The following is a 24,327-nucleotide window of genomic DNA, read 5'->3' as shown; positions in this document are numbered from 1 at the left end:
TACTGATGGGACCAATGGACATATTCAGAACCGGCTATTTCAGAGAAGAAGTAGATTTAAGTCAGATTTTAGAAAGCGATTATCAGGGAGAAATAGATCTTGCAGATCAAGATTATGATATGGTTTTTTCACCGAAAAAACCGTATATGACCGGAATTGAATTATATTTTAAAAACCAGCCGTCTAAAAATTCAGGAGAGATCAAGGTAAATATTGCAGATGAGAAGGGGAATACAAAAGACACCGTTCTTATTGATCTGAGTACTGTGAGAGGAGATTCCTGGTACAAAGTTTATACATCGGCAGATCTTAAGCAGGGTCAAAAATACAAACTGACTGTTTCAGCAGAAAACTGTGAGGTAACTCCGCATTTACAGAAAGTGAAAAGGTCATATCTGCCGGCGGAAAATGTCGAGGGTGACGCACTCATATCATTTGCATATAAGCACTCCACATTTACATTTCAAAATAAAGCTCTGATCTGTATGTTTTTGATAGCTTTATGGCTGTTTTTAGCATACAAAACATTTGATATTAAAGGGAAGAAATGTTTTGGAATTGCAGCTGTTATATTGTTTATGACTACTGTTCTTGCATGGAATTACGAGTATAATTCTATAGATAGTGAAAACAAGAAATACGAAGGATTCCAGGCGAACAGTGAATCACTGGTATTGGGAATGATATATGCAGATAAAGATGGAGAATATTTCAGAAATGAATCCGACGCAGGATTTGGATTAGGAGGATATTGCAATTTAAAAGGCTGGCTGAGAAATTCTCGAACAGACAACTATATAACAGATGATGACTGGTATAATGGTTATTCGCGGACAGAGTGCGCGATAAAAGTGACTATGAATCCGTATAGTCTGGAAGTTGCAACAGCCGGAAACTGGATACAGTTTGCGGACGGTTCTAAAAGAGAAATTATTGATATTTCAGATGACGGAACCAATATCATAATGAAATTAGATGGCGAGAGAATATCCTATGGAAAGAATGGTTCGTTAGACAATGCCATTTTCTTAAATGCCAAAGGAGAGCAGTTCCACAAAAGTCTGCTTCAGGCATATACAAGCCAGTATGGACTTCAGGGAAAAGTGTTTAAACATTTGGCACGCCTGATCGGAAACAGAGGAATAGTTTCAAATCTGAACCTGTTATGTTGTGTCATTACAGCATTTGTATTTGCTGTGATAGTTGTATTACTTGCAAAAAAATATAATGAAATATTGGCAGTTTGTTTCTTTGTAACGTTCTGGCTGTCGCCGTGGATCATAAATTTTGCGAGAAATTTGTATTGGGTAGAGTTTACCTGGTTCATTCCTATGGCAGTCGGAATATTCTGCGCATGGAAGATTTCAAGCAGAAAATGCAGAATCGCAAGCTATGTCATGGCATATATTGCAATTACCGCAAAGTGCCTTTGTGGATATGAATATATTTCTGTGATCATGATGGGGCTTATTGCATTTTTGCTTGCGGATCTTGTAAAGGCAGTAGCAGATAAAGACAAAGATAAAATTAAACTGGAAGTACGGACGATTTTAATAATTGGAATCGTTGCTGTGTGTGGTTTTGCGACAGCTATATGTATGCATGCTCCATTAAGAGGAAATGGTGATCTGATTGCAGGAATCAAAAGCATATTTGAGCATGATGTCCTCAGAAGAACCGTAGGAGGAGATTTAAATGAATTTGCTACATCTTACTGGGATTCGTTTAATGCTTCAGTCTGGACTGTATTTTGTCAGTATTTCCATTTCTCTACAGAAGTAATTACAGGAATCGGAGGTAATCTGTTCCCGATACTTTGCGTAATCCCACTTTGTATATTTGGGGCAGAGGCAAGGAATAAACATCTGAATGTTGAGTTATTTGCGATGTATATTATCTTTTTCCTGACTGCAGAATCATGGTTTATTCTTGCTAAGTCACATTCATATATACATACACATATGAATTATGTTTTATGGTATTTTGGATTCATCCAGATTTGTTTTTATATTATTGTGAACAAAATTGTACAGGCATTCAAATCGGCAAAGGAAAAAAATTATAAATGAGACTTTCAATTTCAAATATCGGATGGGTCAGTGAGTCTGACGAACAGATTTATAAAATAATGAAGAAACTGGATTTTCGGGGATTGGAGATAGCGCCGACCAGAATATTCCCTGAAAGTCCGTATGACAAATCAGAAGATGCAAAAAAGTGGAGCGAAAGCCTGAAAAAAGAGTATGGCTTTTGCGTTCCATCCATGCAGTCTATCTGGTATGGCAGACAGGAAAAAATCTTCCATTCACCGGAGGACAGAGAGGCACTGACAGAATATACAAAAAAAGCAATCGATTTTGCAGCAGCAATCGGCTGTGGTAATCTGGTGTTTGGCTGTCCGAGAAACAGAAATATTGAGGGAGAGTATGATCCTGACGTAGCAACTGATTTTTTCAGAACTATAGGAGATTATGCAGCCAGCAGGGGAACAACAATTGGTATGGAGGCAAACCCTCCAATATACAATACCAATTTTATTAATGACACAGTATCTGCAATAGAGTTGATTGAACAGGTCGGATCGGATGGATTTAAGTTGAATTTAGATCTGGGAACAGTTATTCAGAATAGGGAGAATCTGTCAGAACTGATAGGAAAAGTTTCTATCATTAACCATGTACATATCAGTGAGCCAGGCTTAAAACCGGTCGAGGAAAGAAAGCTTCATTCTGAATTAAGAGATATTTTAGTGAAAGAGAATTATCAGGGTTTTGTTTCCATTGAGATGGGAAAAGTAGATGACATATATTTATTAGAAGAAAAAATGAAATATGTGAAGGAGATTTTTTCATGATTTATGAAAAACAGCCAGGGGTGCCTAAATTTGAGTGCTTCGAATATGAAAAAAGAAAAAAAGATTATGTTGTCTTAATACCGATCATCAACGAAGGTGAACGTATAAAAAAAGAACTGCAGCGTGCTGCAAAGTATAAAGTTTCTGAATATGCAGATATCGTAATATGTGATGGAGGTTCTTCTGATGGTTGTACAGAAGAATCTAAACTTAAGAGTCTGCAGGTAAATACTCTTCTGGTCAAACAGGATGTCGGCAAACAGGGCGCTCAGCTTCGAATGGGCATATGGTGGGCTTTGCAGCGTGGGTATGAAGGTATTATTACAATTGATGGTAATAATAAGGATAGTATTGAAGATGTACCCAATTTCATTGAAAAGCTGAAAGAAGGCTATGATCTGATTCAGGGTTCTCGTTTTATTAAAGGCGGAAAAGCAATTAATACCCCGTTTATCAGAACGGTATCGGTCAAACTGATTCATGCTCCGATCATTTCACTGACAGCGCATCAGCGCTTTACAGATACAACAAATGCGTACAGAGCATATTCAAGAAGATATTTAACAGATGAGAGAGTGCAGCCATTACGTGATGTTTTTATGACTTATGAACTTTTGGCATATCTTTCTGTCAGAGCAACCCAGATTGGATACAAAGCCTGTGAGATTCCGGTAAAAAGGGCATATCCGAAAACCGGAAAAACACCTACAAAAATCAGCTTTTTTAAAGGCAATTCAGAATTGATGTCAATTTTGCTTAAGAATGCCAGAGGGGCATATAATCCGAAACAGAGGTAGATGAGATAAATGTTGGAATCATTTCAAAAAAATAAAAAAGGCATCTTATTGATGCTGGTTTCTTCTATATGTGTCTGTGTTGGACAGTTATTATGGAAGCTTTCCGCTGCGCAGGGAATCATAGTAATGCTGGCTGGCTTCTGCTTCTATGGAGTGGGAGCACTGGTTATGATCATTGCCTATAAATATGGAAAACTTTCCGTACTTCAGCCGATGTTAAGTCTGAATTATGTACTCAGTATATTTCTGGCAGCGGCAGTTCTGAAAGAACAAATTACATTATTAAAGAGTATAGGTGTCCTGATCATTATTGCGGGTGTCATACTGATAGCAGGAGGTGACGAGGAATGATGATTTATTTTGGAGAACTTCTTGTTATGACGCTGCTTGGATCTGTCGCTTCTTTATTTTTAAAAAGAGCTTCAGGAGAAGCAGGCATTATAGCTATGCTTAAAAATATAAACCTTTATGTGGGTGGCTTCTTATATCTTCTGTCAGCGGTGATCAATATCTGGGTACTGAAATGGCTGGATTATTCAGTGGTTTTGCCATTAACTTCGCTGACATATATATGGACGATGGTACTGGCATATTTAATCCTGAAAGAAAAAATCACAAAAAGGAAAATAGCGGGTGTGATTTTAATACTGATTGGTGCGGTTTGTGTTTCTATGTGGGAAGCTTAGCCTTCCCATTTTTTTTACTATATTTAATAAATGGAGAAGGGATTTTGATAATGAAGAAAGAAAAAGGCAATGCCATTGCACTTCTGCCGATAGGGGTATTTCTTGTATTGTATCTTGGACTGGGTATTTTATTTGAATATGTAATGAAAATTCCGATGGGATTTTATAATGTACCGATCGTTGTTGCGTTTCTTGCGGCAATTCTGGTCGCATGTCTGCAGAATCGAAAAGTAGATTTTGATAAAAAACTGGAGCTTATGGCACGTGGTGTCGGGGACAAAAATATCATCACAATGCTTCTGATTTTTCTTGCAGCCGGCTCTTTTGTCGGTGTAGTAGGAAGAAGCAGTGCGGAAAGTGTGGCATATTGTATGTTGACACTGATTCCGGCAAGATTCTCCGTGGCGGTATTATTTGTCGTGGCTTGTTTTGTCTCTGTGGCAATGGGAACTTCCGTAGGAACGATCACTTTGCTTGTACCGATTGCGGCAGCAGTCTCAAAAGCATCCGGTTTTGATCTTGCATTTTGTGTGGCATCGGTCATAGGCGGAGCAATGTTTGGAGATAACCTGTCGTTTATCTCGGATACGACGATTGCGGCATGCAACGGACAGGGATGTGAGATGAAAGATAAATTCCGGGAGAATTTCTGGATCGCATTTCCTGCGGCAGTCGTAACCCTGGCCGTGATTTTCATTCTTTCCTTTCATACAGAAATTAAAGGACATGTTACACAGTCTTATCATCTGCTTCAGGTGCTTCCGTATGTACTGGTGCTGATCGGGGGAATTGTCGGGATCAATGTGTTTGTGGTTCTTTTGACCGGTATTGTGTCGGGTGCAGTCATTATGCTTGCCGGAGGCCATATCACACCGGTGGAACTTCTGACAAACATGGGTTCTGGTGTATCCGGAATGTTTGAGACATGTATGGTGGCAATTCTGGTTGCGGCTATGTGTGCTCTGATTCGTGAATATGGTGGATTTGATGCGCTGCTTGGATGGATTCACAAGATTTTTCGAGGCAAAAAAGGCGGGCAGCTTGGCATGGGACTTCTGGTTGGTGCGATGGATATTGCGACGGCAAACAACACAGTTGCAATTGTGATGGCAAATCCAATCGCGAAAGAAATGGCACAGGAGTATGGCATTACACCACGAAAGACTGCATCAATCCTTGACACATTTTCCTGCATCTTTCAGGGAATCATTCCATATGGAGCACAGATGCTCGTGGCAATCTCAGCGGTCAATGAGCTGGGCGGCGACATTTCCGCTTTCCAGATCATGCCGAAGCTTTATTATCCGATGTTTCTTCTGCTGGCATCCATTGTTATGATATTAAAGAGTGACAGACAGCAGGGTTCTTTGTAAAAGCGGCATGGACATATAAAAGTAAAGAAATTTGAAAAAATACTTGACCTTCCACCTTATGGAAGCTGTATAAAACAGATACAGACAGCGATGTGAATGGTTTCCGGGGCCGTCAGAAAAGTAAGAGGTAGCAGTATGAAAATCAAACAGGTGGAAGAGCTGGTTGGAATCACAAGAAAAAATATCCGTTTTTATGAAGAGCAGGGATTACTCAATGTAGCACGTGCAGAAAACGGGTACAGGGAATATCATCAGGCAGATGTCATTCGACTTCAGGAAATCAAACTGTTCCGCAAGATGGATATTTCCATAGAAGAAATGAAAGCTCTCTTCGAAAGAAAGAAAAGCCTGCAGATCTGCCTCGAACAGCATCTGAAAGAACTGGAACACCGTAAGGAGGGTCTTTCGAAAATGCAGGATATCTGCGAACGCCTGATCCTGGAGCATCGTTCACTGGATTCTCTCAATGCGGAGGAATGTCTGGAAGAAATTGAGCAGATGGAGAAAGAAGGTGCAAAGTTTATGGATATAAACAAAATGGATATCCATAAGAAAAAAAGAAACGGGGCGATCATTGGTGCGGCAGTTATGGTATTGCTTATGCTGATTACGATCGTAATCGTATTCTGGGCAAACACACAGGATCCGATTCCGCTGGGAATGCTTCTGCTTATAGCAGGGATTCCGGCAGTAATTATTGTGGGAACGCTCGTAGCACTTGCAGGAAGAATGAAAGAGATCGAAGGAGGAGAAGAGGATGAAGCTTCTAAGTATTGAATATATTCCGGGTGTGGAGTTTGAGCCGCTTGGAATCGTAAAAGGAACAGTTGTACAGACAAAAAACGTCGGCAGAGATTTTATGGCAGGCATGAAAACACTGGTTGGCGGTGAAATCGTCGGTTATACGGAAATGCTGAATGAGGCAAGACAGATTGCCACGAAGCGTATGGTTGATGAGGCAAAAGAGATGGATGCCGATGCAGTGATCGGTGTGAAATATGGTTCTTCTCAGGTCATGGCAGGGGCGGCAGAGGTGATTGCCTACGGAACAGCGGTAAAATATAAATAAACATTAAAAATGAAATGCAGGGAAGTATAGTTCTAATATACTATCCTGCATTTTGTGATTCCAACGACTAAGAAGACGATTGCTATAGCACGGGTCAACCAATTTATGAGTGGTAAATTGGTGTGATTTGGAAATATGCTTATAACTATTGCTTATAACTATGAATTTTTCTGATGAAAATATAGATTAAACCATGTATAATAGGACTAATGGGTGAAGAATAAAACGGATGAGGGAAAGAGAATGGAAGGGAATTTAACAAAAGGTCCTATTTTGAAAACACTGACGAAACTTGCCATCCCAATCATGGCATCTTCGTTTCTTGGGACTTTATATAATATCACAGATATGGCATGGATCGGACTGCTGGGATCAAAAGCAGTTGCAGGAGTTGGAGTCGGCGGTATGTTTACATGGCTTTCGCAGGGACTTGCGGCTATGGCGAGGATGGGCGGACAGGTGCAGGTGGCACAGTGCATTGGACGCGGCGAACGTGACAGAGCCCATGGTTTTGCACAGGCAGCAGTGCAGCTTGCGACACTTATGGGAATGGCATACGCGGTTATTTCGCTTTTGTTTACACGGCAAATGGTCGCATTTTTTCAGTTGACGGATCCGGAGGCACAGACCGCAGCCCTATCCTATACCAAGATTGCATGCGGACTGATTGTATTTTCATTTCTGACGCTGACAATGACAGGGTTGTATACAGCACAGGGTGATTCGAAGACACCGTTTCTGGCCAACCTGATTGGACTTGTTACAAACATGATTCTTGATCCGGTGCTGATCCTTGGACCGGGATCGTTTCCGAAGCTTGGAGTAGTAGGTGCTGCAATCGCAACAGTGACAGCTCAGGCGATTGTTATGACGATTATGATTCTTGGTGTGATCATACAAAAGAAAGAAAATGTATTAAAAGGAATCCGGCTGACGGCAAAGATACCGAAAGAATATCTCGGCGGACTCTGCAGGATTGGTATTCCGACTGCAATTCAGGGTATGGCTTACTGTGCGATTTCCATGGTACTGACGCGAATGGTATCTGCCTACGGTGCCGAAGCCGTTGCCACGCAGAGAGTCGGCGGGCAGATTGAATCCATTTCATGGAATACGGCGGATGGTTTTGCGGCAGCGCTGAATGCCTTTATTGCACAGAATTATGGTGCCGGAAAGATGGACCGTGTCCGTAAAGGATATCGCGCGTCTCTGTGGACGGTAGGTATCTGGGGACTGCTGATCAGCTTTGTATTTATCTGCTTTCCGAAGACAATCGCAGATATTTTTTTCCACGAACCGAAAGCAGTTGCAACGGCCGTTGGATATCTGGTGATCATTGGTTTCAGTGAGGCTTTTATGTGCGTGGAACTGACGACCGTCGGCGCTTTGTCCGGACTAGGCAGGACAAGGCTTTGCAGTATCATCAGCATCGCCTTTACCAGTGCAAGAATCCCGCTTGCAATTATATTGGGAGGTCTGATCGGTCTCAGTGGAATCTGGTGGGCACTTTCCATAACATCAATCATAAAAGGAATCATATTTACCTGTACATTTTTGTGGATAACGAGGAAACGTCAAGTCTGCAAGACTGGCAACGGAATCTGAAAGGAGGCTTTATTATGATCAAAACATTTACTATAAGTAAAGGGCAGAAACCAACACGCGAACAATTGCAGGAAGTTATGGAGGCGAAGAATTCTCCAATCGTGACGGATGAAGATGCGCCTGAGTTATCACCTGCAATGTATAAAGCCTTTAGGAGCAGCGTAATTCAATGGAATCGAAAGAAAAACGCATAATTTTATAAACAGAAAAGATGTTATCAAACCATTGTAAAATGGATGATAACATCTTTTTGTTTGTAAAAATCAATTGAGTTTTCTGACAGATTCACGGATGCTGAGCTGTGTTCCGATTCTGGTTTTTAGTGACCGATCCCAACTGTTGCGCTCTTTTTTATCAATCAGAGATACTAAGGCGCTGACAGCCGCAGAACCAAAGGAACCTTTTGGAACATTGACTGAAGTAAGTGGTGGCTGAGTAATTGCAGAATTTGGACGATCATTGAAACCAATTAATGAAACATCATCAGGTACTTTGTAACCGGCAGTAGTAAATGCGCGGAGTGCTCCGACTGCAATGGTATCGTCATCACAAACAAAAGCAGTGGGCAGGGTGGTTATCGTTTGTAGAATTTTGTGAATATCCTGATAACTTCCTTCCTCTGAATAGCGCACATCAAACATATAATCAGGATTAAGTTTCAGATTAAAATGCTTTAATGCGCTTATATAGCCCTCTTTTCGTTCTGCAAAACTGCTGATATAGTCGCTGCTGTGAAAATACCCAATATTCTGATGTCCCTGTTGCACCAGATATTCAATTGCCTGATAAGTTCCCAGTTGATTATTGATTGCTACTGTATTGACATCCAGATATGGAAAATCATTATCAATAGCTACATATGGAAATGGAAGTGACATAAAGAGTCTGAGATCTTCATCAAGCATTTCAGTGGCAAACAAAATGATGCCTTTTGGATTCAGCCGAATAATTGAATCAATCTGTTCTGTAACTGAGGAGTTAGCATCCATTGTAATCAGCGTAATATTGTAACCAAGTTTTCTGGCATGGGATTCAATACTTTCCATCAATAAAAGAAAGAATGGGTGTTGATTCAGAATCTTTCCATGCTTCAGATATACAACAAAGCAAATAGTCTGATCAGCGACGTTTTCTTTTTTTACAGGTTTAATCAGATGTCCATATCCCATTTCAGTTACTTTTTGTAAAACATTGGCTCTTGTCTGATCAGAAACACCAGGTTTATGATTCAGTATCAGAGAAAGAGCGGCCGGAGAGATATCCAGCAATTTTGCAATTTCTTTATTTGTCATAAGCATTCCTGCCTTTGCGTTTAGTTCTGTTACTAAATACTATATATGATTCAATTTCAAAAGTCAAGTGGTTTACTAAATTCACTAAATATTTATTTTGTCGAAAAAAGTAGAATTCAACAGAAAAAAATAATTAAAAAAATGGAAATTAAAAGGATTGATATGTATAAATAACGGAATGAATTATATAAAAATAGAGAAGAAAACTGTATGAATACAAAATGTTCTGATAAAAATGCACTAAAATTTAACGGTAATTTTGTGAACCATTTAGTATTTACAACTAAACTGTTAAGTGATAATATAAATCCATCAAATAAATCAGACGAAATCAGAAAGGAAGACCGAACATGATTGAGTACAAAAAAGTGACAGGAAATTTTGATCTGAAAGGAAAAGCTGCAATTGTCGTTGGCGGTGGCGGTGGTATCGGCGGATCAACCGCAGAAATGTATGCACGAAAAGGTGCAAATGTTGCGATTGTTGACTGCAAGGATAACGTAGAAGAAGTGGCAAAAGATCTTGCCGAAAAGTTTGGCGTAAAAACAATCGGATTAAAATGCGATGTTACAAAACAGGAAGAGGTTGACAAAACCGTTGCTGCAGTAGTGGATGCATTTGGTGAAATCAATATTCTTGCAAATATGCCTGGATATGTTGAACTTGAGAGTGCAGAAAAAATCGACATTGATGTTGTGGAACGTCATATTGCAATTAATGCAGTTGGTGTTTTCAGAGTTTGTCAGGCAGTTGCAAATCAGATGATCAAACAGGGAAATGGCGGAAAAATTGTTTGTATCACCTCACAGGCAGACTTCATTGCAATTAACAAACATGTAGGCTACACAATGTCAAAGGCAGCTCTGGTCGGAATGATTAAAGTATGTGCACTTGAGTGGGCTGCATATGGAATCAATGTAAATGGTGTGGCACCAACAGTCGTAAATACTTATATGGGTGACAAAGCTTGGCAGGGTAAAGTAAAGACAGATATGATCGAAGCAATTCCGGCGCACAGATTTGCTGAGACAGATGAAATTGCAGCAGCAGTACTGTTTCTTTCCTGTGATGAGTCAAATATGATCACAGGCGAAGATCTTGTAGTAGATGGAGGCTTTACTATCAAATAAAAATAAAGGAGAGCAAAAACTATGATGAAAAAGATTCTTGGAGCAACATTGAGTGCAGCAATGACAGTGGGACTGATGACAGCGGGGGTTACAGGAACCACTGTATTTGCAGAAGATAACACAGCAGATACTAAAGAGGCAGATGATAAACTTTTGGACGGAACAGATATGAAGATTGGCTGTGTATTTGCAGATCTTGGAAATACTTCTTATGTTGCCATGGGCAAGGCAATGGAGGCAGAAGCAAAAGATCACGGTGCTGAGTTTATCTTAAAGGATACAGGAAACGATTCATCAACACTGGTAGACGTAATTGAAAACTTTATTTCTTCTGGATGCAATGTAATTATCGAGCAGAATTCTGATCCGGGAGTTACAGAAACCGTTAATCAGGAAGCGATTGATGCGGGAATTATTATTCTTTCCTTTGATAATGAGATGGAAAATGCAAGCGCTTCTTATCTGGCATCTAACTATGATCTGGGATATCAGATCGGTACCATGTGCGCTGACTGGGCAAATGGAGAATTTGAAGATGGCGCATGCCAGATCGGTCTTCTGAATGCAAGCTCCTATGACTTTATCCTTGAACGTGTAAAAGGAATTAAAGCAGCACTTGAAGAAAAAGATCCAAACTGTGAGATTGTTATTGAATCTGATGCAGTAACAACGACAGACGGACTTGAAGCAGCAGAGAACTTCCTGCAGGCATATCCGGAACTGAATGGTGTAGTAGGTATTAACGATTCTGTTGTACTCGGTGCTTATGAAGCATTCAAGGCAGCTGACAGAATAGGTGATGATGTGGGGCTTTTTGCTTGTGATGGATCACTTGAAGGTCTGGAAGCAGTTGCTGAGGGAAGCATTCACAGAGGTACAGTTTCTCTTCATCTGAATGATGTTGGAAAACAGATGATCGATGATGGAATTACACTTGTTAATGGCGGTACATTAGAGTCTACAACCAACTACTTCCCTCTTGAAGCAGTTACAAAAGACAATGTACAGGATTTTATTGATGAACTGAACTAGAGATAATGCAAAGGAATGCCCTCCCACAAGAGGGCATTCTTACGGAGGAGAGCTGGCATGGAAAATTATGCGCTGGAATTAAGAAATATAACCAAAACATATCCCGGAGTAGTTGCCCTTGATAAAGTTTCTCTGGGATTAAAAAAGGGAGAGGTTCATGCTCTGGTTGGAGAAAATGGTGCCGGAAAATCTACACTGATTAAGGTAATATCCGGTGCGATTGCTCCTGATGAAGGAAAAATCGTGGTAGAGGGCAAAGAGTATGAGCGTATGACACCGGCTCTTTCCAAGAGTCTGGGAATTGAAGTAATATATCAGGAATTTAATCTGATTCCAAATCTTTCCATAGCTGAAAATATGTTTATGGGAGATTTTATCGGTGGAAAAATGACTGTGGATTTTAAAAAAATGGAAGAAAAAGCCGCTCAGGTTTTTGAAATGATGAAAATTCCGATGAATCCGAAAACACTGGTCAAAGATTTGTCTGTAGCTTATATGCAAATGGTTGAAATAGCAAAAGCTATTGTGAAAAATGTAAAAATCTTGATTATGGATGAACCTACAGCTCCACTGACGGAGGATGAAGTAGATATTCTGCTTAAATTGGTTGAGAAATTAAGGAAAGATGGAGTAACGATCATTTATGTTTCTCATCGTATGGAAGAAATTTACAGAATTTCTGACAGATTATCCATATTCCGCGACGGACAGTGGATTGCAACTCACAACACAAAAGAAATTACAAGACAGAAATTAGTCTGTGAAATGGTAGGAAGAGAAATTACTGAGAAATTTCCTGAGAGAAAGAACAATTCGGGTGAAGTTGTTCTGGAAGTCAAACATCTGACAGGACGCGGTGCCCGCGATATTAATTTCAGTCTGAGAAAAGGTGAAATTCTGGGTCTGGGAGGACTTGTAGGTGCCGGAAGAACAGAGACCGCACGTATGATATTCGGAGCAGATCCTATGGAATCAGGTCAGATTATCGTACATGGTAAAGAAGTCTCCATCCATTCGCCAAAAGACGCGGTTTCTAATGGAATATGTCTTGTACCGGAAGATCGTAAGCAGCAGGGTGTTATCTTAAGTCTGCCGATCAGGGATAACATTACACTTCCTATTATAAAATCGGTGTCAAAAGCAGGTGTGGTAGACACAAAGACTGAAACTCAGATTCTTGAAAAACATAAAAATGATCTGCGGATAAAGACGCCTTCTTTTGCGCAGAAAGTGGGCAACTTAAGTGGTGGAAATCAGCAGAAAGTCGTTTTAAGTAAATGGCTTGCAAGTGATGCAGAGATTCTTATTTTTGATGAACCTACTCGTGGAATTGACGTAGGTGCAAAACAGGAAATTTATTCTCTAATGAATAAACTTGTTGAAGAAGGAAAGGCAATTATTATGATTTCTTCAGAAATGGAGGAACTCATGGGAATGTCAGACAGAATTATTATCCTCTATGAAGGAGTGCAGCAGGGCGAAATCGAGAGAGAATATTTTTCACAGGAAGCGATTATGGAAAAAGCTTCTAATATTACGCGGTAGGAGGAGCAGCAAATGGGTGCTAATAAAGAGAACAAAATCAATGTCAAAAATATTATTAAAGAATCAGCAGTAGTTTTGGTACTGGTTGCCATTATTATTGTATTTTCATTTCTTTCTCCACAGTTCTTTAAAGTCAGTAACTTTATCACAATTTTAAGACAGATTTCTATTTTGGCGATTGTATCTGTCGGCATGACAGTTGTACTGATTTCAGGGGGAATCGATCTTAGTGTCGGATCTATCATATCTGTGGTAAGTGTCCTTACTGCAATGTCTGCTGTATATGGCAAAATGCCTACAGGAGTGGCAATTGTGATTGGACTTCTTCTGGGAACTTTCATGGGTCTGATCAATGGTGTAATGATTACAATGACAGGAATGCCGCCAATGATCGGTACACTTGCCACACAGATGATATTCCGTGGTCTTGGATTTATTGTCTGTGATGGAGCATCTGTTTATCATCTTCCGAATGGATTCAAAATTTTTGGTCAGGGTTATGCAGGTCCGATTCCAGTTCCGGTGCTGATTATGGTAATTATTCTTGCGATATTTGCATTTATACTCGGAAGAACTTATATAGGAAGATATTTTTATGCAGTAGGTTCTAATGCAGAAGCTACAAGACTTTGTGGTCTTAATACACAGAAAATACAGATTCTTGCATATATGCTTTGTGGTTTCCTGAGCGCGATAGGTGGAATTATCATGACAAGCCGTGTAAACTCCGGACAGCCAAAAGCCGGCGATGGATATGAAATGGATGTCCTGACAGCATGTGTTGTAGGTGGAATCAGCATTAACGGCGGTGAAGGAAAAATCCGTCATATTGTAGTAGGCGTTCTGATTATCGGTATTCTTTCTAATGGTCTTACAATCATTGGTGTAAGCGAATACTGGCAGCAGGTAGCAAAAGGCCTGATTCTTGCAGCAGCAGTTGCTTTTGATGCTTTTCAGAAGACCAGAAAAAAATTATAAGTTCGTAAAAGGAGGATGCTATGATACAGAAAATAGTAAAGAAAGAGATTACAGGTACATCCCATCCTTTTGCAACGGCATATAAAAAATGTAGATTTGATGAAAATGGATATGTTGAAGAAGAATATTTTATCCATGGAACATCAAATATTTATGAATGGCAGGATGGCAGGTGTGCGGTTGCAGTGGAAGACTGTCCGTATGTAAATCGCATACTGGTAAGAAAACCTGAGAGTAAGGCCGCGTTCAGCGGAAATGTTGTTGTAGAAATTCTGAATTCAACAAGTTTTATAGATTTTGACAGATGTTGGACACTTACATACAGACATATGATGCGAAATGGTGATATTTATATTGGAATCACCAGTAAACCAAATGTAATTCCGGCAATGCTGAAATTGGATGAAAAAAGATACTGTGAACTGAGCTGGAAGAATCCAAGACCAGAGAGTTCAAATGCACTTCCACAGCAGGATCTGGGAAATATGGAAGGTGCATCAAATCCGGAGACAGAAGACGGACTTTTTTGGGACATGCTTACTGATTTGGCAAAACTTCTCAGAGAAGAGGATAATCCGCTGATCGGAGATTACAGCCCGTATTATCAGTATCTGGCGGGATGGTCGCAGTCAGGGGCTTATATGATTCGTTTTGTAAATGATTTTGCATATGCAGAAGAACTGGACAGACCATATTTTGACGGGTATTTTTCAGCAGGAAGTGCAAGTTCATGCATGCCGGATCTGAACCAGAGTTATGGACGAACTGCTTTAACTCAATCCAGAAAACTGAAAAAAATGACCGAGCCGTTTATTGAAATGCATACAGAAAGTGAAAATTCATTATGGGCAAACAGTGAAGCCAGAGGTGAAAATAGTTTTATAGATGATATGAAATACTGCATTTACGATGTTGCCGGGGCAACACATGACAGTAAATCGACAATGATCGATTATTATCTTGATGACCGCGACGTGATGCTGTGTGGAATTATTCCGAATTATCCGGGAAAAGAAGTACATCCAAACGGATTTCCTTATGAAGCTGCATTTCAGGCAGCCCTGCAGCATCTTTATGACTGGGTAAGGGATGGAAAACAGCCATTTACTACAGAGAAAATCGAAGTAAAAGATGGGGTAAACGTAACAGATGAAACAGGAAATGCCGTTGGTGGTTACAGACTTCCGTTTGTAGAAGTTCCACTTTGTATCTATCATCCGGTGAGTACATCCATGAAACCGGATTTTGCATTTGCGTGTACACTGTTTGGATACGAAGAAAATTATACAAGAGAAAAAGCAGTTTCTTTATATGGATCTTACGTGGGGTATATGAAAAAGTTTCAGGAGAACTTAAGCCAGTGCATAGAAAAAGGTCTGATTCTGGAAGAAGACAGAGGAATGTGCATGGAATATGCACAGAGAAAGGCAAGAGAAATTTTTTAACAGCAGTCACAGGAGAGAAGAATAAAATTGTCTGGACTGTGCAGGCAGGAAAGGAGCTTATATGGAGAATTTAAAAGCAAAGGCATTCGAACTTCGAAAAGATGTCGTGAAAATGATCATGGAAGGGAAGGCAGGGCATATCGGAGGTGATATGAGTGTGATGGAAATTCTGGTAGAGCTGTATTTCCGTCAGATGAATATTACACCGGAAACAGTAGAAAGTCCGGACAGGGATCTGTTTGTTATGAGCAAGGGGCATTGCGTAGAAGCACTCTATGCAGTACTTGCAGCAAGAGGATTTCTTGATATAGAAGAAATCATAAAGACTTATTCCAAATTCGGTTCTCAATATATAGGTCATCCTAATAATAAAATTCCGGGAATTGAAATGAATTCAGGATCTCTTGGACATGGTCTTCCTGTAGCAGTCGGCATGGCATTGGCAGGAAAAATGAGTAATAAAGATTACAGAGTTTATACGGTCATGGGCGATGGCGAAGTTGCAGAAGGAAGTGTATGGGAAGGCGCAATGAGCGGCTCTATGTACAAACTGGACAATCTCTGTGCTGTAATTGACAGAAATCGACTTCAGATTTCAGGAAGCACGGAGGATGTCATGGCACATCGGGATCTGGTCGCAAAATGGACGGATTTCGGATGGCACGCAATTAGCGTTGATGGCAATGATTTGGATGAACTTCACAGAGCTTTTGAGGAAGCAAAAACAGTGAAAGGAAAACCGACGATCATAATTGCAAATACTATAAAAGGCTATGGATCTCCGGTTATGGAAGATAAAGCAAACTGGCACCATAAGGTACCGACAGCAGAAGAAGCAGAGCAGATTTTCAGAGATTTTGATTCAAAAAAGGAGGCGGCGCTTAATGAATAAAATCGCAAACAGACAGGTAATCTGTGAGACTCTGATGGAAAGAGCAAAAACAGACAAAGATATCGTAGTACTTTGCAGTGATTCCAGAGGTAGCGCGTCATTGACACCATTTGCACAGGGATATCCGGAACAGTTTGTGGAAGCGGGAATTGCGGAACAGGATTTAGTAGGAATGTCTGCAGGGCTTGCAAAATGTGGAAAAAAAGTATTTTGTGCATCTCCGGCTTCCTTCCTGTCAACAAGAAGTTACGAACAGATTAAGGTTGACTGTGCTTATTCCAGAACAAATGTCAAACTGATCGGAATCAGCGGTGGAATCAGTTATGGTGCTTTAGGAATGAGCCATCACTCTGCACAGGATATAGCTGCTATTTCTGCAATTCCGAATATCCGTGTTTATCTTCCGAGTGACCGTCACCAGACAAAATGTCTTATGGAAGCATTACTGGAGGATGAAGAACCAGCATACATCAGAGTTGGACGAAATGCTGTTGAAGATGTTTATGAAGAGGGAAATGTTAATTTCCAGATGAACAAAGCCGGAGTAATCGGAGAAAATCCGGAGGAGTGTGAAATACTTCTGGTTGCATGTGGTGAGATGGTGAAACCATGTGTGGATGCAGCAAAAACTTTAAATGAAAAAGGTATCAAAATTATAGTTCTTGATATGTATTGTGTAAAACCATTAGATAAAGAAGCAATTATAAAATATGCAGCAAAAGCCAAAGCTGTTGTTACGGTCGAAGAACATTCTCCGTTTGGAGGGCTGGGATCCATGGTAAGCCAGGTAGTTGCGGCAGAATGCCCGAAGCGGGTTATCAACATGGCATTACCGGATGCACCTGTTATCACCGGAACATCCAGAGAAGTTTTTGACTACTATGGTCTGAATGCAGAAGGAATTGAAAAGACAGTAGAGGAAGTACTGAGAAAATAACGGAGGAAGTGATGGAAAATTATATTCTTGGTATAGACCAGAGTACACAAGGTACGAAAGCATTATTATTTGATGATAAAGGAAATCTGATTTCAAGAACAGATCTGCCACATAGACAGATTATAGACGAGAGAGGCTGGGTTGAGCATGATCCGGAAGAAATTCTGAAAAATACAATTCATGTTGTCAAAGATCTTGTGAAAAAAAATGGTATCAGTAAGGAACAGATCAGAGGAATCGGTATCAGTAACCAGAGAGAAACAGCGATGGTATGGGACAGAGAAAGCGGCAGACCGATATATAATGCAGTCGTATGGCAATGTGCAAGAGGTGAGCAGATATGCAGACGGCTTGAAGAAAAAGGATATGCTGAAAAAATCCGACAGAAAACAGGGTTACGTCTTTCACCATATTTTTCAGCGGCAAAAATTGCATGGATTCTTCAGAATGTAGAAGGAGCCGGAGAAAAAAATGAAGCAGGAAAGCTCTGCATAGGAACCATGGACAGCTGGCTTGTATATAAGCTGACGAAAGAACATGCGTTTAAGACAGATTATTCTAATGCATCCCGAACACAACTTTTTAATATCACAGATCTCTGCTGGGATAATGAATTATGTCAGTGGTTCGGAGTGAACAGACAGTGTCTGCCAAAAGTGTGTGGATCAGACGAGCTGTTCGGAATGACGGATTTGGATGGATATTTGGACCATCCGATTCCGATTCATGGAATGCTGGGCGATTCGCACGGCGCTCTGTTTGGACAGGGATGCACAGAGCCTGGAATGATAAAGGCAACTTACGGAACCGGCTCATCAATTATGATGAATATCGGTGAAAAACCGGTGCTTTCGGATGAAGGAATTGTAACTTCACTTGCTTATAAAATCGGTGGAAAAGTGAATTATGTTTTGGAAGGAAATATCAATTATACAGGTGCAGTGATCAGCTGGCTGAAAAATGACTTGAAATTAATTGATTCAGCCGGGGAAACAGAAGAACTTGCAAAAGCAGCAAATTTAGAAGATGAAACTTATTTGGTACCTGCATTTTCGGGATTGGGTGCTCCTTACTGGGATTCAGATGCTAGAGCTGTCATAAGTGGAATGAGCAGAACAACCGGAAAAAATGAAATGGTAAAGGCAGCACTGGAATCCATCGCTTACCAGATCAGTGATATTGTTGAAATTATGAAAAGAACGGCAGGACTTGAGATTGCAGAGATCAGGGTGGATGGAGGACCGACAAGAAATCATTTCCTGATGCAATTTCAGAGTGATATTCTTAATATTCCAGTCAGGGTACCGGATGCAGAAGAACTGTCCGGAATAGGGGCTGCATATGCCGCAGGAATTGCAATGGGAATATATGATCAGAAGAGTTTATTTGAAAATGTAAACAGAACAGAGTACAAAGCCCGGATGAATGAGACTGAGCGGGAAAGAAAAATAAATGGCTGGAGACAGGCAGTAGAAAAAGCTCTTACAAAATAAATGATTCTGATAGTGTTTTACCTTTTCGTGTGATAATATTAGATATATAATCAATATTATTGCATAGAAAAGGTAAAACTATGAAAAGGATAAAAAAATTTTTTAAGATCATTGGTATCACCATTGGCATTCTTGTAATTGCACTTCTTGCATATCTTATTTATCTTTATGCGAGCTATTATCGAATCGAAGACAATCTGCCCCTTGAGGTGGAGTCCCGCGTAGAGCAGGCAGATGCGAAGCTTACAACAGGCAAAGAGTATTCTGCGCTTACATACAACATTGGTTTTGGAGCATATACTCCGGACTTCAGCTTCTTTATGGATGGCGGGAAGTCTTCCTGGGCAAAGAGTAAAGACAGCGTTCTTGAGACAGTTCAGGGAGCTGGAGAACTGGTGACATCCTATGATCCGGATTTTGCATTGATCGAAGAAGTAGATCTGGATTCTACAAGAAGCTATCATGTGAATGAATATTCTATTCTGAAAGACTGTATGTCAGATTATGACTGCGTATTTGCACAGAATTATGATTCTGCATTTCTGTTTTATCCATTTACACAGCCGCATGGCAGCAGTAAATCCGGGCTTGCGCTGTTTTCCAGATATCCGGTGACGGATTCTCTGAGAAGAAGTTTTCCGGTATCCACTTCTTTCAGTAAGTTTTTTGATCTGGACCGCTGCTATAGTATTTCACGCGTTCCGGTCGATAATGGAAAAGAACTGGTGATTTTTGAACTTCATATGTCCGCTTATGGAAACAGTGACGAGATCCGGGAAGGCCAGATCCAGATGCTTACGGCAGATATGAAGAAAGAATACGATGCAGGCAATTATGTACTTTGCGGAGGTGATTTTAACCATGATCTGAAGGCTGCTGAGGACGATTCCGCAGAGAGAGAATCATGGGCATATCCGTTCCCGAGAGCAGAACTTCCGGATCATTTTTCTTTCTGTATTGACCAGTTGAGTGATGAAGAGTGTGCTTCCCTGTGGGACAGTGCACGTAATGCAGATATGGAATATATTCCGGGCGAGACATATACAGTTACACTGGATGGATTTATTGTTTCTGACAATATTGAATGTCTGAAATATGAAAATATCAATACCGGTTATTCTTACTCAGACCATGATCCGGTGTATGTACAGTTTAAATTAAAGTAAGGTGACATGACATGTGAGAGGAGACATCCAATGAAATTTTTATTTGCGTCAGATTCTTTTAAAGGAACCCTGTCTTCTCCGAAAACAGCAGAATTACTCACATGTGCAGCCCGGGAGATTTTTCCGGACTGCATATGTGACAGCATAGAAGTTGCGGATGGCGGAGAAGGTACGACAGATGCAGTTCTTTCGGCAGTAAACGGCAAAAGCAATTCACTGAAAGTGCATGGACCATTGTGGGAAGAACTTACCTGCAGTTACGGAATGCTGGATGCAAAAAGAGCAGTCATGGAAATGGCAGCAGCATCCGGACTTCCACTGGTGCCGGATGAAAAAAGAGATCCACGATATACAACTTCCTATGGAACCGGCGAAATGATCCTGGACGCTTTAAATAAAGGCTTCCGTGATATTTCCATAGCAATCGGCGGTTCTGCAACAAACGATGGCGGAATCGGCTGCATCCGCGCACTGGGTGTACGTTTCCTTGATGAAAACGGGGAAGAGCTGAAAGGTTGTGGCGAAGATCTGATCAAAATCCGCAAGATTGATGTATCCGATATGAATCCGCTTGTAAAAGAATGCAATTTCACGGTAATGTGTGACGTGACCAATCCTCTGTGCGGAAAAGACGGTGCGACTTATACATTCGGAAAACAAAAAGGTGCAACACCTGAGATTCAAGATGAGCTGGAAAAAGGAATGCAGAACTATCGTGATATCCTGAAAGCACAGTTTGGTGTCGATATGGACCAGATAGAAGGTGCCGGAGCAGCAGGCGGACTTGGAGCAGCACTGATGGTTTTCCTGAAGGGAACGTTGAAATCAGGAATTGAAACAGTACTTGATCTGGTTGATTTTGACAAACGTCTGGAAGGCGTTGATATAGTTGTCACCGGTGAGGGTGCGACCGACTGGCAGTCTGTATTCGGCAAAGTCATGCAGGGCGTCGGCATGCACTGCAAGGCACATAACATTCCGGCAGTGGCAATCGTAGGCAGCATGGGAAAAGGTGCTGAAGACATTTTCGATTATGGAATTGAATCGATGATCACAACGATCAACGGAGTGATGACACTTCCCGAGGCACTGGAAAATGCGGAGGAACTTTACCTTTGCGCAGCAAGAAGAATGTTCCGTATGCTGCGCGCAGGAAGCAGACTTGCATAAAGAATAACATATGGTTTTATAAGAAAGAATGCTGTACGAGAGAAAATCGTACAGCTTTTTTTCTTTCCGGCAGGCGGAAATAGGAACACAGCGCAGAAATGGATGGTTGAAAAAGCTTTCAATGGCATTTATACTTAATATAGATTAAATGATTGTTCTTATCAACCGGAAAAGGAGAAAGCGAACATGAAAAATTATTCTGAAGATGCAAGCAAACAGTATCATATTCAGGTAGGTCAGGGTGAGGTTGGCCGTTACGTAATTTTGCCGGGAGACCCGAAACGCTGCAAAAAGATTGCGCAGTATTTTGAGGATCCGGTTTTTGTAGCGGACAACAGAGAATATGTAACTTATACAGGAACACTGGACGGCGTAAAAGTAAGTGTAACTTCTACCGGTATCGGCGGCCCGTCAGCTTCAATCGCAATGGAAGAGCTTTATCGCTGCGGAGCAGACACCTTTGTCCGCATCGGGACCTGTGGCGGAATGCAGCCGGAAGTAAAGAGTGGTGATGTGGTCGTTGCAACGGGCGCTATCCGTATGGAAGGTACCAGTAAGGAGTATGCTCCGATTGAATTTCCGGCAGTGGCAAATCTGGAAGTGATCAACGCGCTTGTGGAAGGTGCAAAGAGAGAACACTGTGAATTTCATACAGGAGTAGTACAGTCTAAAGATTCATTTTACGGCCAGCATGAACCGGAAGTAAAACCGGTCAGCTATGAACTGATGAATAAATGGGAAGCATGGAAACGTCTTGGCTGTCTTGCTTCTGAGATGGAATCTGCGGCACTGTTTGTTGTGGCAAATTACTTAAGGGTGCGTGCAGGAGCCTGCTTTCTTGTGATTGCCAATCAGGAAAGAGAAAAATCAGGACTGGAAAACCCGGTAGTGCATGATACGGACAAAGCAATCAAAGTTGCAGTAGATGCAGTCCGTGAACTCATTCGTGCAGATAAAGAACAGGAAAAAAGAAAATAAAACCTGATGGTTCAGAGAGAATCAGAAAGGCAGGCAGAATTATGGATAAAAAACAGATTGAAGAAATGATCGATCTGGCGATTAGGCAGTTGGATTATTCTTATGCACCGTATTCACATTTTCATGTAGGTGCGGCACTTCTGGCAAAGAATGGAACATATTATACAGGGTGCAACATTGAAAATGCAGCTTATACGCCAACAAACTGTGCTGAAAGAACAGCTTTTTTTAAGGCAGTCAGCGAAGGGATAAAAGAATTTGAAGCTATCTGTATTGTGGGTGGTAAGGATGGAATCCTGACAGAGTATGCAGCACCGTGTGGTGTGTGCAGACAGGTAATGATGGAGTTTTGTGATCCGAAAACATTTAAGATTATTCTGGCAGTCAGCAAAGATCAATATAATGTCTTTACCTTAAATGAACTTTTTCCACTTGGATTTGGACCGGATAATCTGGCATAGATTATAATAGCATAAAAGAGGTGATGTTATGAACCAGAGTGAGAGAAGAAGATACCTGATCCAGGAGTTATTAAACGAGCAAAAAGAATATAGTAATTATTTGATTCCGGAAGATTCGCAGGGGCAGAAAGATCTGCTCCGTGGACTTCTCAATGTACGTGCACCGAAGATGCTCAGCAGAGAATTTCTGAAGATTCAGGATGAGTATCTGAAAGAGGAGACAGAGAAAAAAGGCATCACAGAGCTTGATGATCTCACTCCGGTCGAGCAGGGAATCTATCTCTGGCAGGGTGATATTACTACGCTTCGCTGTGACGCGATTGTCAATGCGGCGAACAGTGGAATGACTGGATGTTATGCGCCAAATCATAAATGTATTGACAACTGCATCCACACCTTTGCAGGTGCGCAGCTTCGCTATGAATGTGCACAGATGATGAAAGCACAGGGGCATGAGGAACCGACAGGGCAGGCGAAGATCACTGCCGCATATAATCTGCCGTGTCGTTATGTCCTGCATACGGTAGGCCCGATCATTTATGGCAGAGTAACGGAGAAAGACTGTGAACTGCTTGCCGGGAGTTATCGTTCCTGTCTCGAACTTGCAGCACAGAATCATCTCGAAAGTGTAGCATTCTGCTGCATTTCCACAGGTGAATTCCATTTCCCGAAGGAACGCGCAGCCGAGATTGCCGTTCGGACAGTGAGAGAATTTTTACAAAAAGAAACCAGTGTAAAAAAAGTAATTTTCAATGTATTTAAAGATTATGACAGGGAAATATACGAACATACACTGACAAAAAAATAAAGAAATGTGCTATACTGAATATATTGAAATTATCAATGGGGTTTCTTACAAAACAAGAGGAGGTTTTTTCAATGAGAGAAGTAAAAGCAGTAAAAATCAATGCAGCAGATTTTGCACCATACGGCACATTCTGTAACATGACAGAGCCGGAGGGATATCCGCTGGCAGGAGAGATCCATAAGTTTTATCCGGATCGCATTTCCGGAACCTGTGTGGGAAGCATGGCATTTTCTCCAATTGCAGTCCGTAAGGATGAAAGAGTTGTCAAAATGGCAGAATATCATACAACGACATGGGAAGGCATCGTGGCACTGGACGATGATATGATCATTCATGTTGCACCGGCATCCGGCGGTACACCTGTACCGGAACTGACGAAAGCATTTATCGTGCCGAAAGGATACATGGTAAAAATCAATGCGGCAATCTGGCATCTCTGTCCACTTCCGCTCAACAATGATGAGCTTCACGCGATGATCATTCTTCCGGAATGTACATATGCAAATGACTGCACAGTTGTTGAATTTGAAGAAAAAGACTGGTTCAAGATCACAGTATAAAAAATCCTCCGGGTTTATTGCCCGGGGGACTTTTTGGCATTGCATATCGAGGAGGC

Annotated in this window: 25 protein-coding genes; 24 read left to right on the top strand and 1 reads right to left on the bottom strand. The window is 41.0% G+C overall.

Going from position 1 to position 24,327, the window contains the following annotated elements; translation table 11 throughout:
* Nucleotides 1-14 precede the first annotated feature (14 nt).
* The 10 genes from BQ7344_RS08455 to BQ7344_RS08410 all read left to right on the top strand — a co-directional run bounded on the left by BQ7344_RS08455 (nt 15) and on the right by BQ7344_RS08410 (nt 8,578).
* Nucleotides 15-2,069: a hypothetical protein gene (locus BQ7344_RS08455; protein ID WP_143143547.1), complete on the top strand. Its 2,055-nt coding sequence runs from the start codon at nt 15-17 to the stop codon at nt 2,067-2,069.
* Nucleotides 2,066-2,854 carry a sugar phosphate isomerase/epimerase family protein gene (locus BQ7344_RS08450; protein ID WP_072522233.1) on the top strand — a complete coding sequence of 263 codons (789 nt, stop codon included), beginning with the start codon at nt 2,066-2,068 and terminating at the stop codon, nt 2,852-2,854. The genes BQ7344_RS08455 and BQ7344_RS08450 overlap by 4 nt, the downstream gene beginning before the upstream one ends.
* On the top strand, nt 2,851-3,651 hold the full coding sequence (locus BQ7344_RS08445) for a glycosyltransferase family 2 protein (protein WP_072522232.1): 801 nt from the start codon (nt 2,851-2,853) through the stop codon (nt 3,649-3,651). Before BQ7344_RS08450 ends, BQ7344_RS08445 begins: the two co-directional genes overlap by 4 nt.
* Nucleotides 3,652-3,660: 9 nt before the next feature.
* Nucleotides 3,661-4,002 (top strand): EamA family transporter, encoded by a 342-nt coding sequence (locus tag BQ7344_RS08440; RefSeq protein WP_072522231.1) that lies wholly within the window; start codon nt 3,661-3,663, stop codon nt 4,000-4,002.
* Nucleotides 3,999-4,337, top strand: coding sequence for an EamA family transporter (locus BQ7344_RS08435; RefSeq protein WP_083585513.1), 339 nt, complete (start codon nt 3,999-4,001; stop codon nt 4,335-4,337). Before BQ7344_RS08440 ends, BQ7344_RS08435 begins: the two co-directional genes overlap by 4 nt.
* A 50-nt stretch (nt 4,338-4,387) precedes the next feature.
* The gene (locus BQ7344_RS08430; protein WP_072522230.1) at nt 4,388-5,710 is read left to right on the top strand and encodes a Na+/H+ antiporter NhaC family protein; all 1,323 of its coding nucleotides are present in this window, start codon (nt 4,388-4,390) and stop codon (nt 5,708-5,710) included.
* 135 nt (nt 5,711-5,845) lie between these two features.
* Entirely contained in the window at nt 5,846-6,487 is a 642-nt protein-coding gene (locus BQ7344_RS08425) for a MerR family transcriptional regulator (RefSeq protein WP_072522229.1), read from the top strand.
* The gene (locus BQ7344_RS08420; protein ID WP_072522228.1) at nt 6,468-6,779 is read left to right on the top strand and encodes a YbjQ family protein; all 312 of its coding nucleotides are present in this window, start codon (nt 6,468-6,470) and stop codon (nt 6,777-6,779) included. The genes BQ7344_RS08425 and BQ7344_RS08420 overlap by 20 nt, the downstream gene beginning before the upstream one ends.
* A gap of 243 nt (nt 6,780-7,022) precedes the next feature.
* A complete protein-coding gene (locus tag BQ7344_RS08415) occupies nt 7,023-8,384 on the top strand; it encodes an MATE family efflux transporter (RefSeq protein ID WP_072522227.1) in 1,362 nt (453 codons plus the stop codon).
* 14 nt (nt 8,385-8,398) lie between these two features.
* Nucleotides 8,399-8,578 (top strand): hypothetical protein, encoded by a 180-nt coding sequence (locus tag BQ7344_RS08410; RefSeq protein WP_072522226.1) that lies wholly within the window; start codon nt 8,399-8,401, stop codon nt 8,576-8,578.
* A gap of 69 nt (nt 8,579-8,647) precedes the next feature.
* On the opposite strand, the gene BQ7344_RS08405 is transcribed toward BQ7344_RS08410, so the two are convergent.
* A complete protein-coding gene (locus BQ7344_RS08405) occupies nt 8,648-9,676 on the bottom strand; it encodes a LacI family DNA-binding transcriptional regulator (RefSeq protein WP_072522225.1) in 1,029 nt (342 codons plus the stop codon).
* Nucleotides 9,677-10,026: 350 nt separating this feature from the next.
* Between BQ7344_RS08405 and BQ7344_RS08400 the strand changes: the two genes are divergently transcribed.
* From BQ7344_RS08400 to BQ7344_RS08335, 14 genes are all read left to right on the top strand, one after another.
* Nucleotides 10,027-10,806 carry an SDR family oxidoreductase gene (locus BQ7344_RS08400; RefSeq protein ID WP_072522224.1) on the top strand — a complete coding sequence of 260 codons (780 nt, stop codon included), beginning with the start codon at nt 10,027-10,029 and terminating at the stop codon, nt 10,804-10,806.
* 21 nt (nt 10,807-10,827) lie between these two features.
* Nucleotides 10,828-11,838, top strand: coding sequence for a sugar ABC transporter substrate-binding protein (locus tag BQ7344_RS08395; RefSeq protein ID WP_072522223.1), 1,011 nt, complete (start codon nt 10,828-10,830; stop codon nt 11,836-11,838).
* 57 nt (nt 11,839-11,895) lie between these two features.
* Nucleotides 11,896-13,383, top strand: coding sequence for a sugar ABC transporter ATP-binding protein (locus tag BQ7344_RS08390; protein ID WP_072522222.1), 1,488 nt, complete (start codon nt 11,896-11,898; stop codon nt 13,381-13,383).
* A 12-nt stretch (nt 13,384-13,395) separates the two neighbouring features.
* The gene (locus tag BQ7344_RS08385; protein ID WP_072522221.1) at nt 13,396-14,361 is read left to right on the top strand and encodes an ABC transporter permease; all 966 of its coding nucleotides are present in this window, start codon (nt 13,396-13,398) and stop codon (nt 14,359-14,361) included.
* Between the two features lie 20 nt (nt 14,362-14,381).
* Nucleotides 14,382-15,806, top strand: a complete 1,425-nt coding sequence (locus BQ7344_RS08380) for an alpha/beta hydrolase domain-containing protein (RefSeq protein WP_072522220.1) — start codon at nt 14,382-14,384, stop codon at nt 15,804-15,806.
* Between the two features lie 61 nt (nt 15,807-15,867).
* On the top strand, nt 15,868-16,698 hold the full coding sequence (locus BQ7344_RS08375) for a transketolase (RefSeq protein WP_072522219.1): 831 nt from the start codon (nt 15,868-15,870) through the stop codon (nt 16,696-16,698).
* Nucleotides 16,691-17,635 carry a transketolase family protein gene (locus tag BQ7344_RS08370; protein ID WP_072522218.1) on the top strand — a complete coding sequence of 315 codons (945 nt, stop codon included), beginning with the start codon at nt 16,691-16,693 and terminating at the stop codon, nt 17,633-17,635. The genes BQ7344_RS08375 and BQ7344_RS08370 overlap by 8 nt, the downstream gene beginning before the upstream one ends.
* An 11-nt stretch (nt 17,636-17,646) precedes the next feature.
* A complete protein-coding gene (gene glpK, locus BQ7344_RS08365; protein WP_072522217.1) occupies nt 17,647-19,128 on the top strand; it encodes a glycerol kinase GlpK in 1,482 nt (493 codons plus the stop codon).
* Between the two features lie 80 nt (nt 19,129-19,208).
* The gene (locus BQ7344_RS08360) at nt 19,209-20,294 is read left to right on the top strand and encodes an endonuclease/exonuclease/phosphatase family protein (RefSeq protein WP_072522216.1); all 1,086 of its coding nucleotides are present in this window, start codon (nt 19,209-19,211) and stop codon (nt 20,292-20,294) included.
* Between the two features lie 30 nt (nt 20,295-20,324).
* Complete coding sequence (locus tag BQ7344_RS08355; protein WP_072522215.1) at nt 20,325-21,464, top strand: glycerate kinase family protein; 1,140 nt, start codon at nt 20,325-20,327, stop codon at nt 21,462-21,464.
* Nucleotides 21,465-21,650: 186 nt separating this feature from the next.
* Entirely contained in the window at nt 21,651-22,442 is a 792-nt protein-coding gene (gene udp, locus BQ7344_RS08350) for a uridine phosphorylase (protein ID WP_072522214.1), read from the top strand.
* 41 nt (nt 22,443-22,483) lie between these two features.
* On the top strand, nt 22,484-22,903 hold the full coding sequence (locus tag BQ7344_RS08345; protein WP_072522213.1) for a cytidine deaminase: 420 nt from the start codon (nt 22,484-22,486) through the stop codon (nt 22,901-22,903).
* A 28-nt stretch (nt 22,904-22,931) separates the two neighbouring features.
* The gene (locus tag BQ7344_RS08340; protein WP_072522212.1) at nt 22,932-23,711 is read left to right on the top strand and encodes a protein-ADP-ribose hydrolase; all 780 of its coding nucleotides are present in this window, start codon (nt 22,932-22,934) and stop codon (nt 23,709-23,711) included.
* Between the two features lie 71 nt (nt 23,712-23,782).
* On the top strand, nt 23,783-24,271 hold the full coding sequence (locus BQ7344_RS08335) for an ureidoglycolate lyase (RefSeq protein ID WP_072522211.1): 489 nt from the start codon (nt 23,783-23,785) through the stop codon (nt 24,269-24,271).
* The last annotated feature ends 56 nt before the right edge of the window (nt 24,272-24,327 follow it).

It is taken from the genome of Blautia sp. Marseille-P3087, from assembly GCF_900120195.1.
Lineage (GTDB): Bacteria > Bacillota > Clostridia > Lachnospirales > Lachnospiraceae > Blautia_A.
The sequence above is the reverse complement of the archived record's forward strand: the minus strand, read 5'-3'. Positions and strand labels throughout refer to the sequence as shown.

Excerpts from the sequence above, each read along its gene's own strand:
- BQ7344_RS08435 (WP_083585513.1), top strand. The coding sequence starts at position 3,999 with ATGATGATTTATTTTGGAGAACTTCTTGTTATGACGCTGCTTGGATCT.
- BQ7344_RS08345 (WP_072522213.1), top strand. The coding sequence starts at position 22,484 with ATGGATAAAAAACAGATTGAAGAAATGATCGATCTGGCGATTAGGCAG.
- BQ7344_RS08375 (WP_072522219.1), top strand. The coding sequence starts at position 15,868 with ATGGAGAATTTAAAAGCAAAGGCATTCGAACTTCGAAAAGATGTCGTG.
- BQ7344_RS08370 (WP_072522218.1), top strand. The coding sequence starts at position 16,691 with ATGAATAAAATCGCAAACAGACAGGTAATCTGTGAGACTCTGATGGAA.
- BQ7344_RS08415 (WP_072522227.1), top strand. The coding sequence starts at position 7,023 with ATGGAAGGGAATTTAACAAAAGGTCCTATTTTGAAAACACTGACGAAA.
- BQ7344_RS08455 (WP_143143547.1), top strand. The coding sequence starts at position 15 with ATGGACATATTCAGAACCGGCTATTTCAGAGAAGAAGTAGATTTAAGT.
- BQ7344_RS08355 (WP_072522215.1), top strand. The coding sequence starts at position 20,325 with ATGAAATTTTTATTTGCGTCAGATTCTTTTAAAGGAACCCTGTCTTCT.
- BQ7344_RS08425 (WP_072522229.1), top strand. The coding sequence starts at position 5,846 with ATGAAAATCAAACAGGTGGAAGAGCTGGTTGGAATCACAAGAAAAAAT.
- glpK (WP_072522217.1), top strand. The coding sequence starts at position 17,647 with ATGGAAAATTATATTCTTGGTATAGACCAGAGTACACAAGGTACGAAA.
- BQ7344_RS08440 (WP_072522231.1), top strand. The coding sequence starts at position 3,661 with ATGTTGGAATCATTTCAAAAAAATAAAAAAGGCATCTTATTGATGCTG.
- BQ7344_RS08380 (WP_072522220.1), top strand. The coding sequence starts at position 14,382 with ATGATACAGAAAATAGTAAAGAAAGAGATTACAGGTACATCCCATCCT.
- BQ7344_RS08420 (WP_072522228.1), top strand. The coding sequence starts at position 6,468 with ATGAAGCTTCTAAGTATTGAATATATTCCGGGTGTGGAGTTTGAGCCG.
- BQ7344_RS08445 (WP_072522232.1), top strand. The coding sequence starts at position 2,851 with ATGATTTATGAAAAACAGCCAGGGGTGCCTAAATTTGAGTGCTTCGAA.
- BQ7344_RS08395 (WP_072522223.1), top strand. The coding sequence starts at position 10,828 with ATGATGAAAAAGATTCTTGGAGCAACATTGAGTGCAGCAATGACAGTG.
- BQ7344_RS08410 (WP_072522226.1), top strand. The coding sequence starts at position 8,399 with ATGATCAAAACATTTACTATAAGTAAAGGGCAGAAACCAACACGCGAA.
- BQ7344_RS08385 (WP_072522221.1), top strand. The coding sequence starts at position 13,396 with ATGGGTGCTAATAAAGAGAACAAAATCAATGTCAAAAATATTATTAAA.
- BQ7344_RS08335 (WP_072522211.1), top strand. The coding sequence starts at position 23,783 with ATGAGAGAAGTAAAAGCAGTAAAAATCAATGCAGCAGATTTTGCACCA.
- BQ7344_RS08430 (WP_072522230.1), top strand. The coding sequence starts at position 4,388 with ATGAAGAAAGAAAAAGGCAATGCCATTGCACTTCTGCCGATAGGGGTA.
- BQ7344_RS08450 (WP_072522233.1), top strand. The coding sequence starts at position 2,066 with ATGAGACTTTCAATTTCAAATATCGGATGGGTCAGTGAGTCTGACGAA.
- BQ7344_RS08390 (WP_072522222.1), top strand. The coding sequence starts at position 11,896 with ATGGAAAATTATGCGCTGGAATTAAGAAATATAACCAAAACATATCCC.
- BQ7344_RS08405 (WP_072522225.1), bottom strand. The coding sequence starts at position 9,676 with ATGACAAATAAAGAAATTGCAAAATTGCTGGATATCTCTCCGGCCGCT.
- udp (WP_072522214.1), top strand. The coding sequence starts at position 21,651 with ATGAAAAATTATTCTGAAGATGCAAGCAAACAGTATCATATTCAGGTA.
- BQ7344_RS08360 (WP_072522216.1), top strand. The coding sequence starts at position 19,209 with ATGAAAAGGATAAAAAAATTTTTTAAGATCATTGGTATCACCATTGGC.
- BQ7344_RS08400 (WP_072522224.1), top strand. The coding sequence starts at position 10,027 with ATGATTGAGTACAAAAAAGTGACAGGAAATTTTGATCTGAAAGGAAAA.
- BQ7344_RS08340 (WP_072522212.1), top strand. The coding sequence starts at position 22,932 with ATGAACCAGAGTGAGAGAAGAAGATACCTGATCCAGGAGTTATTAAAC.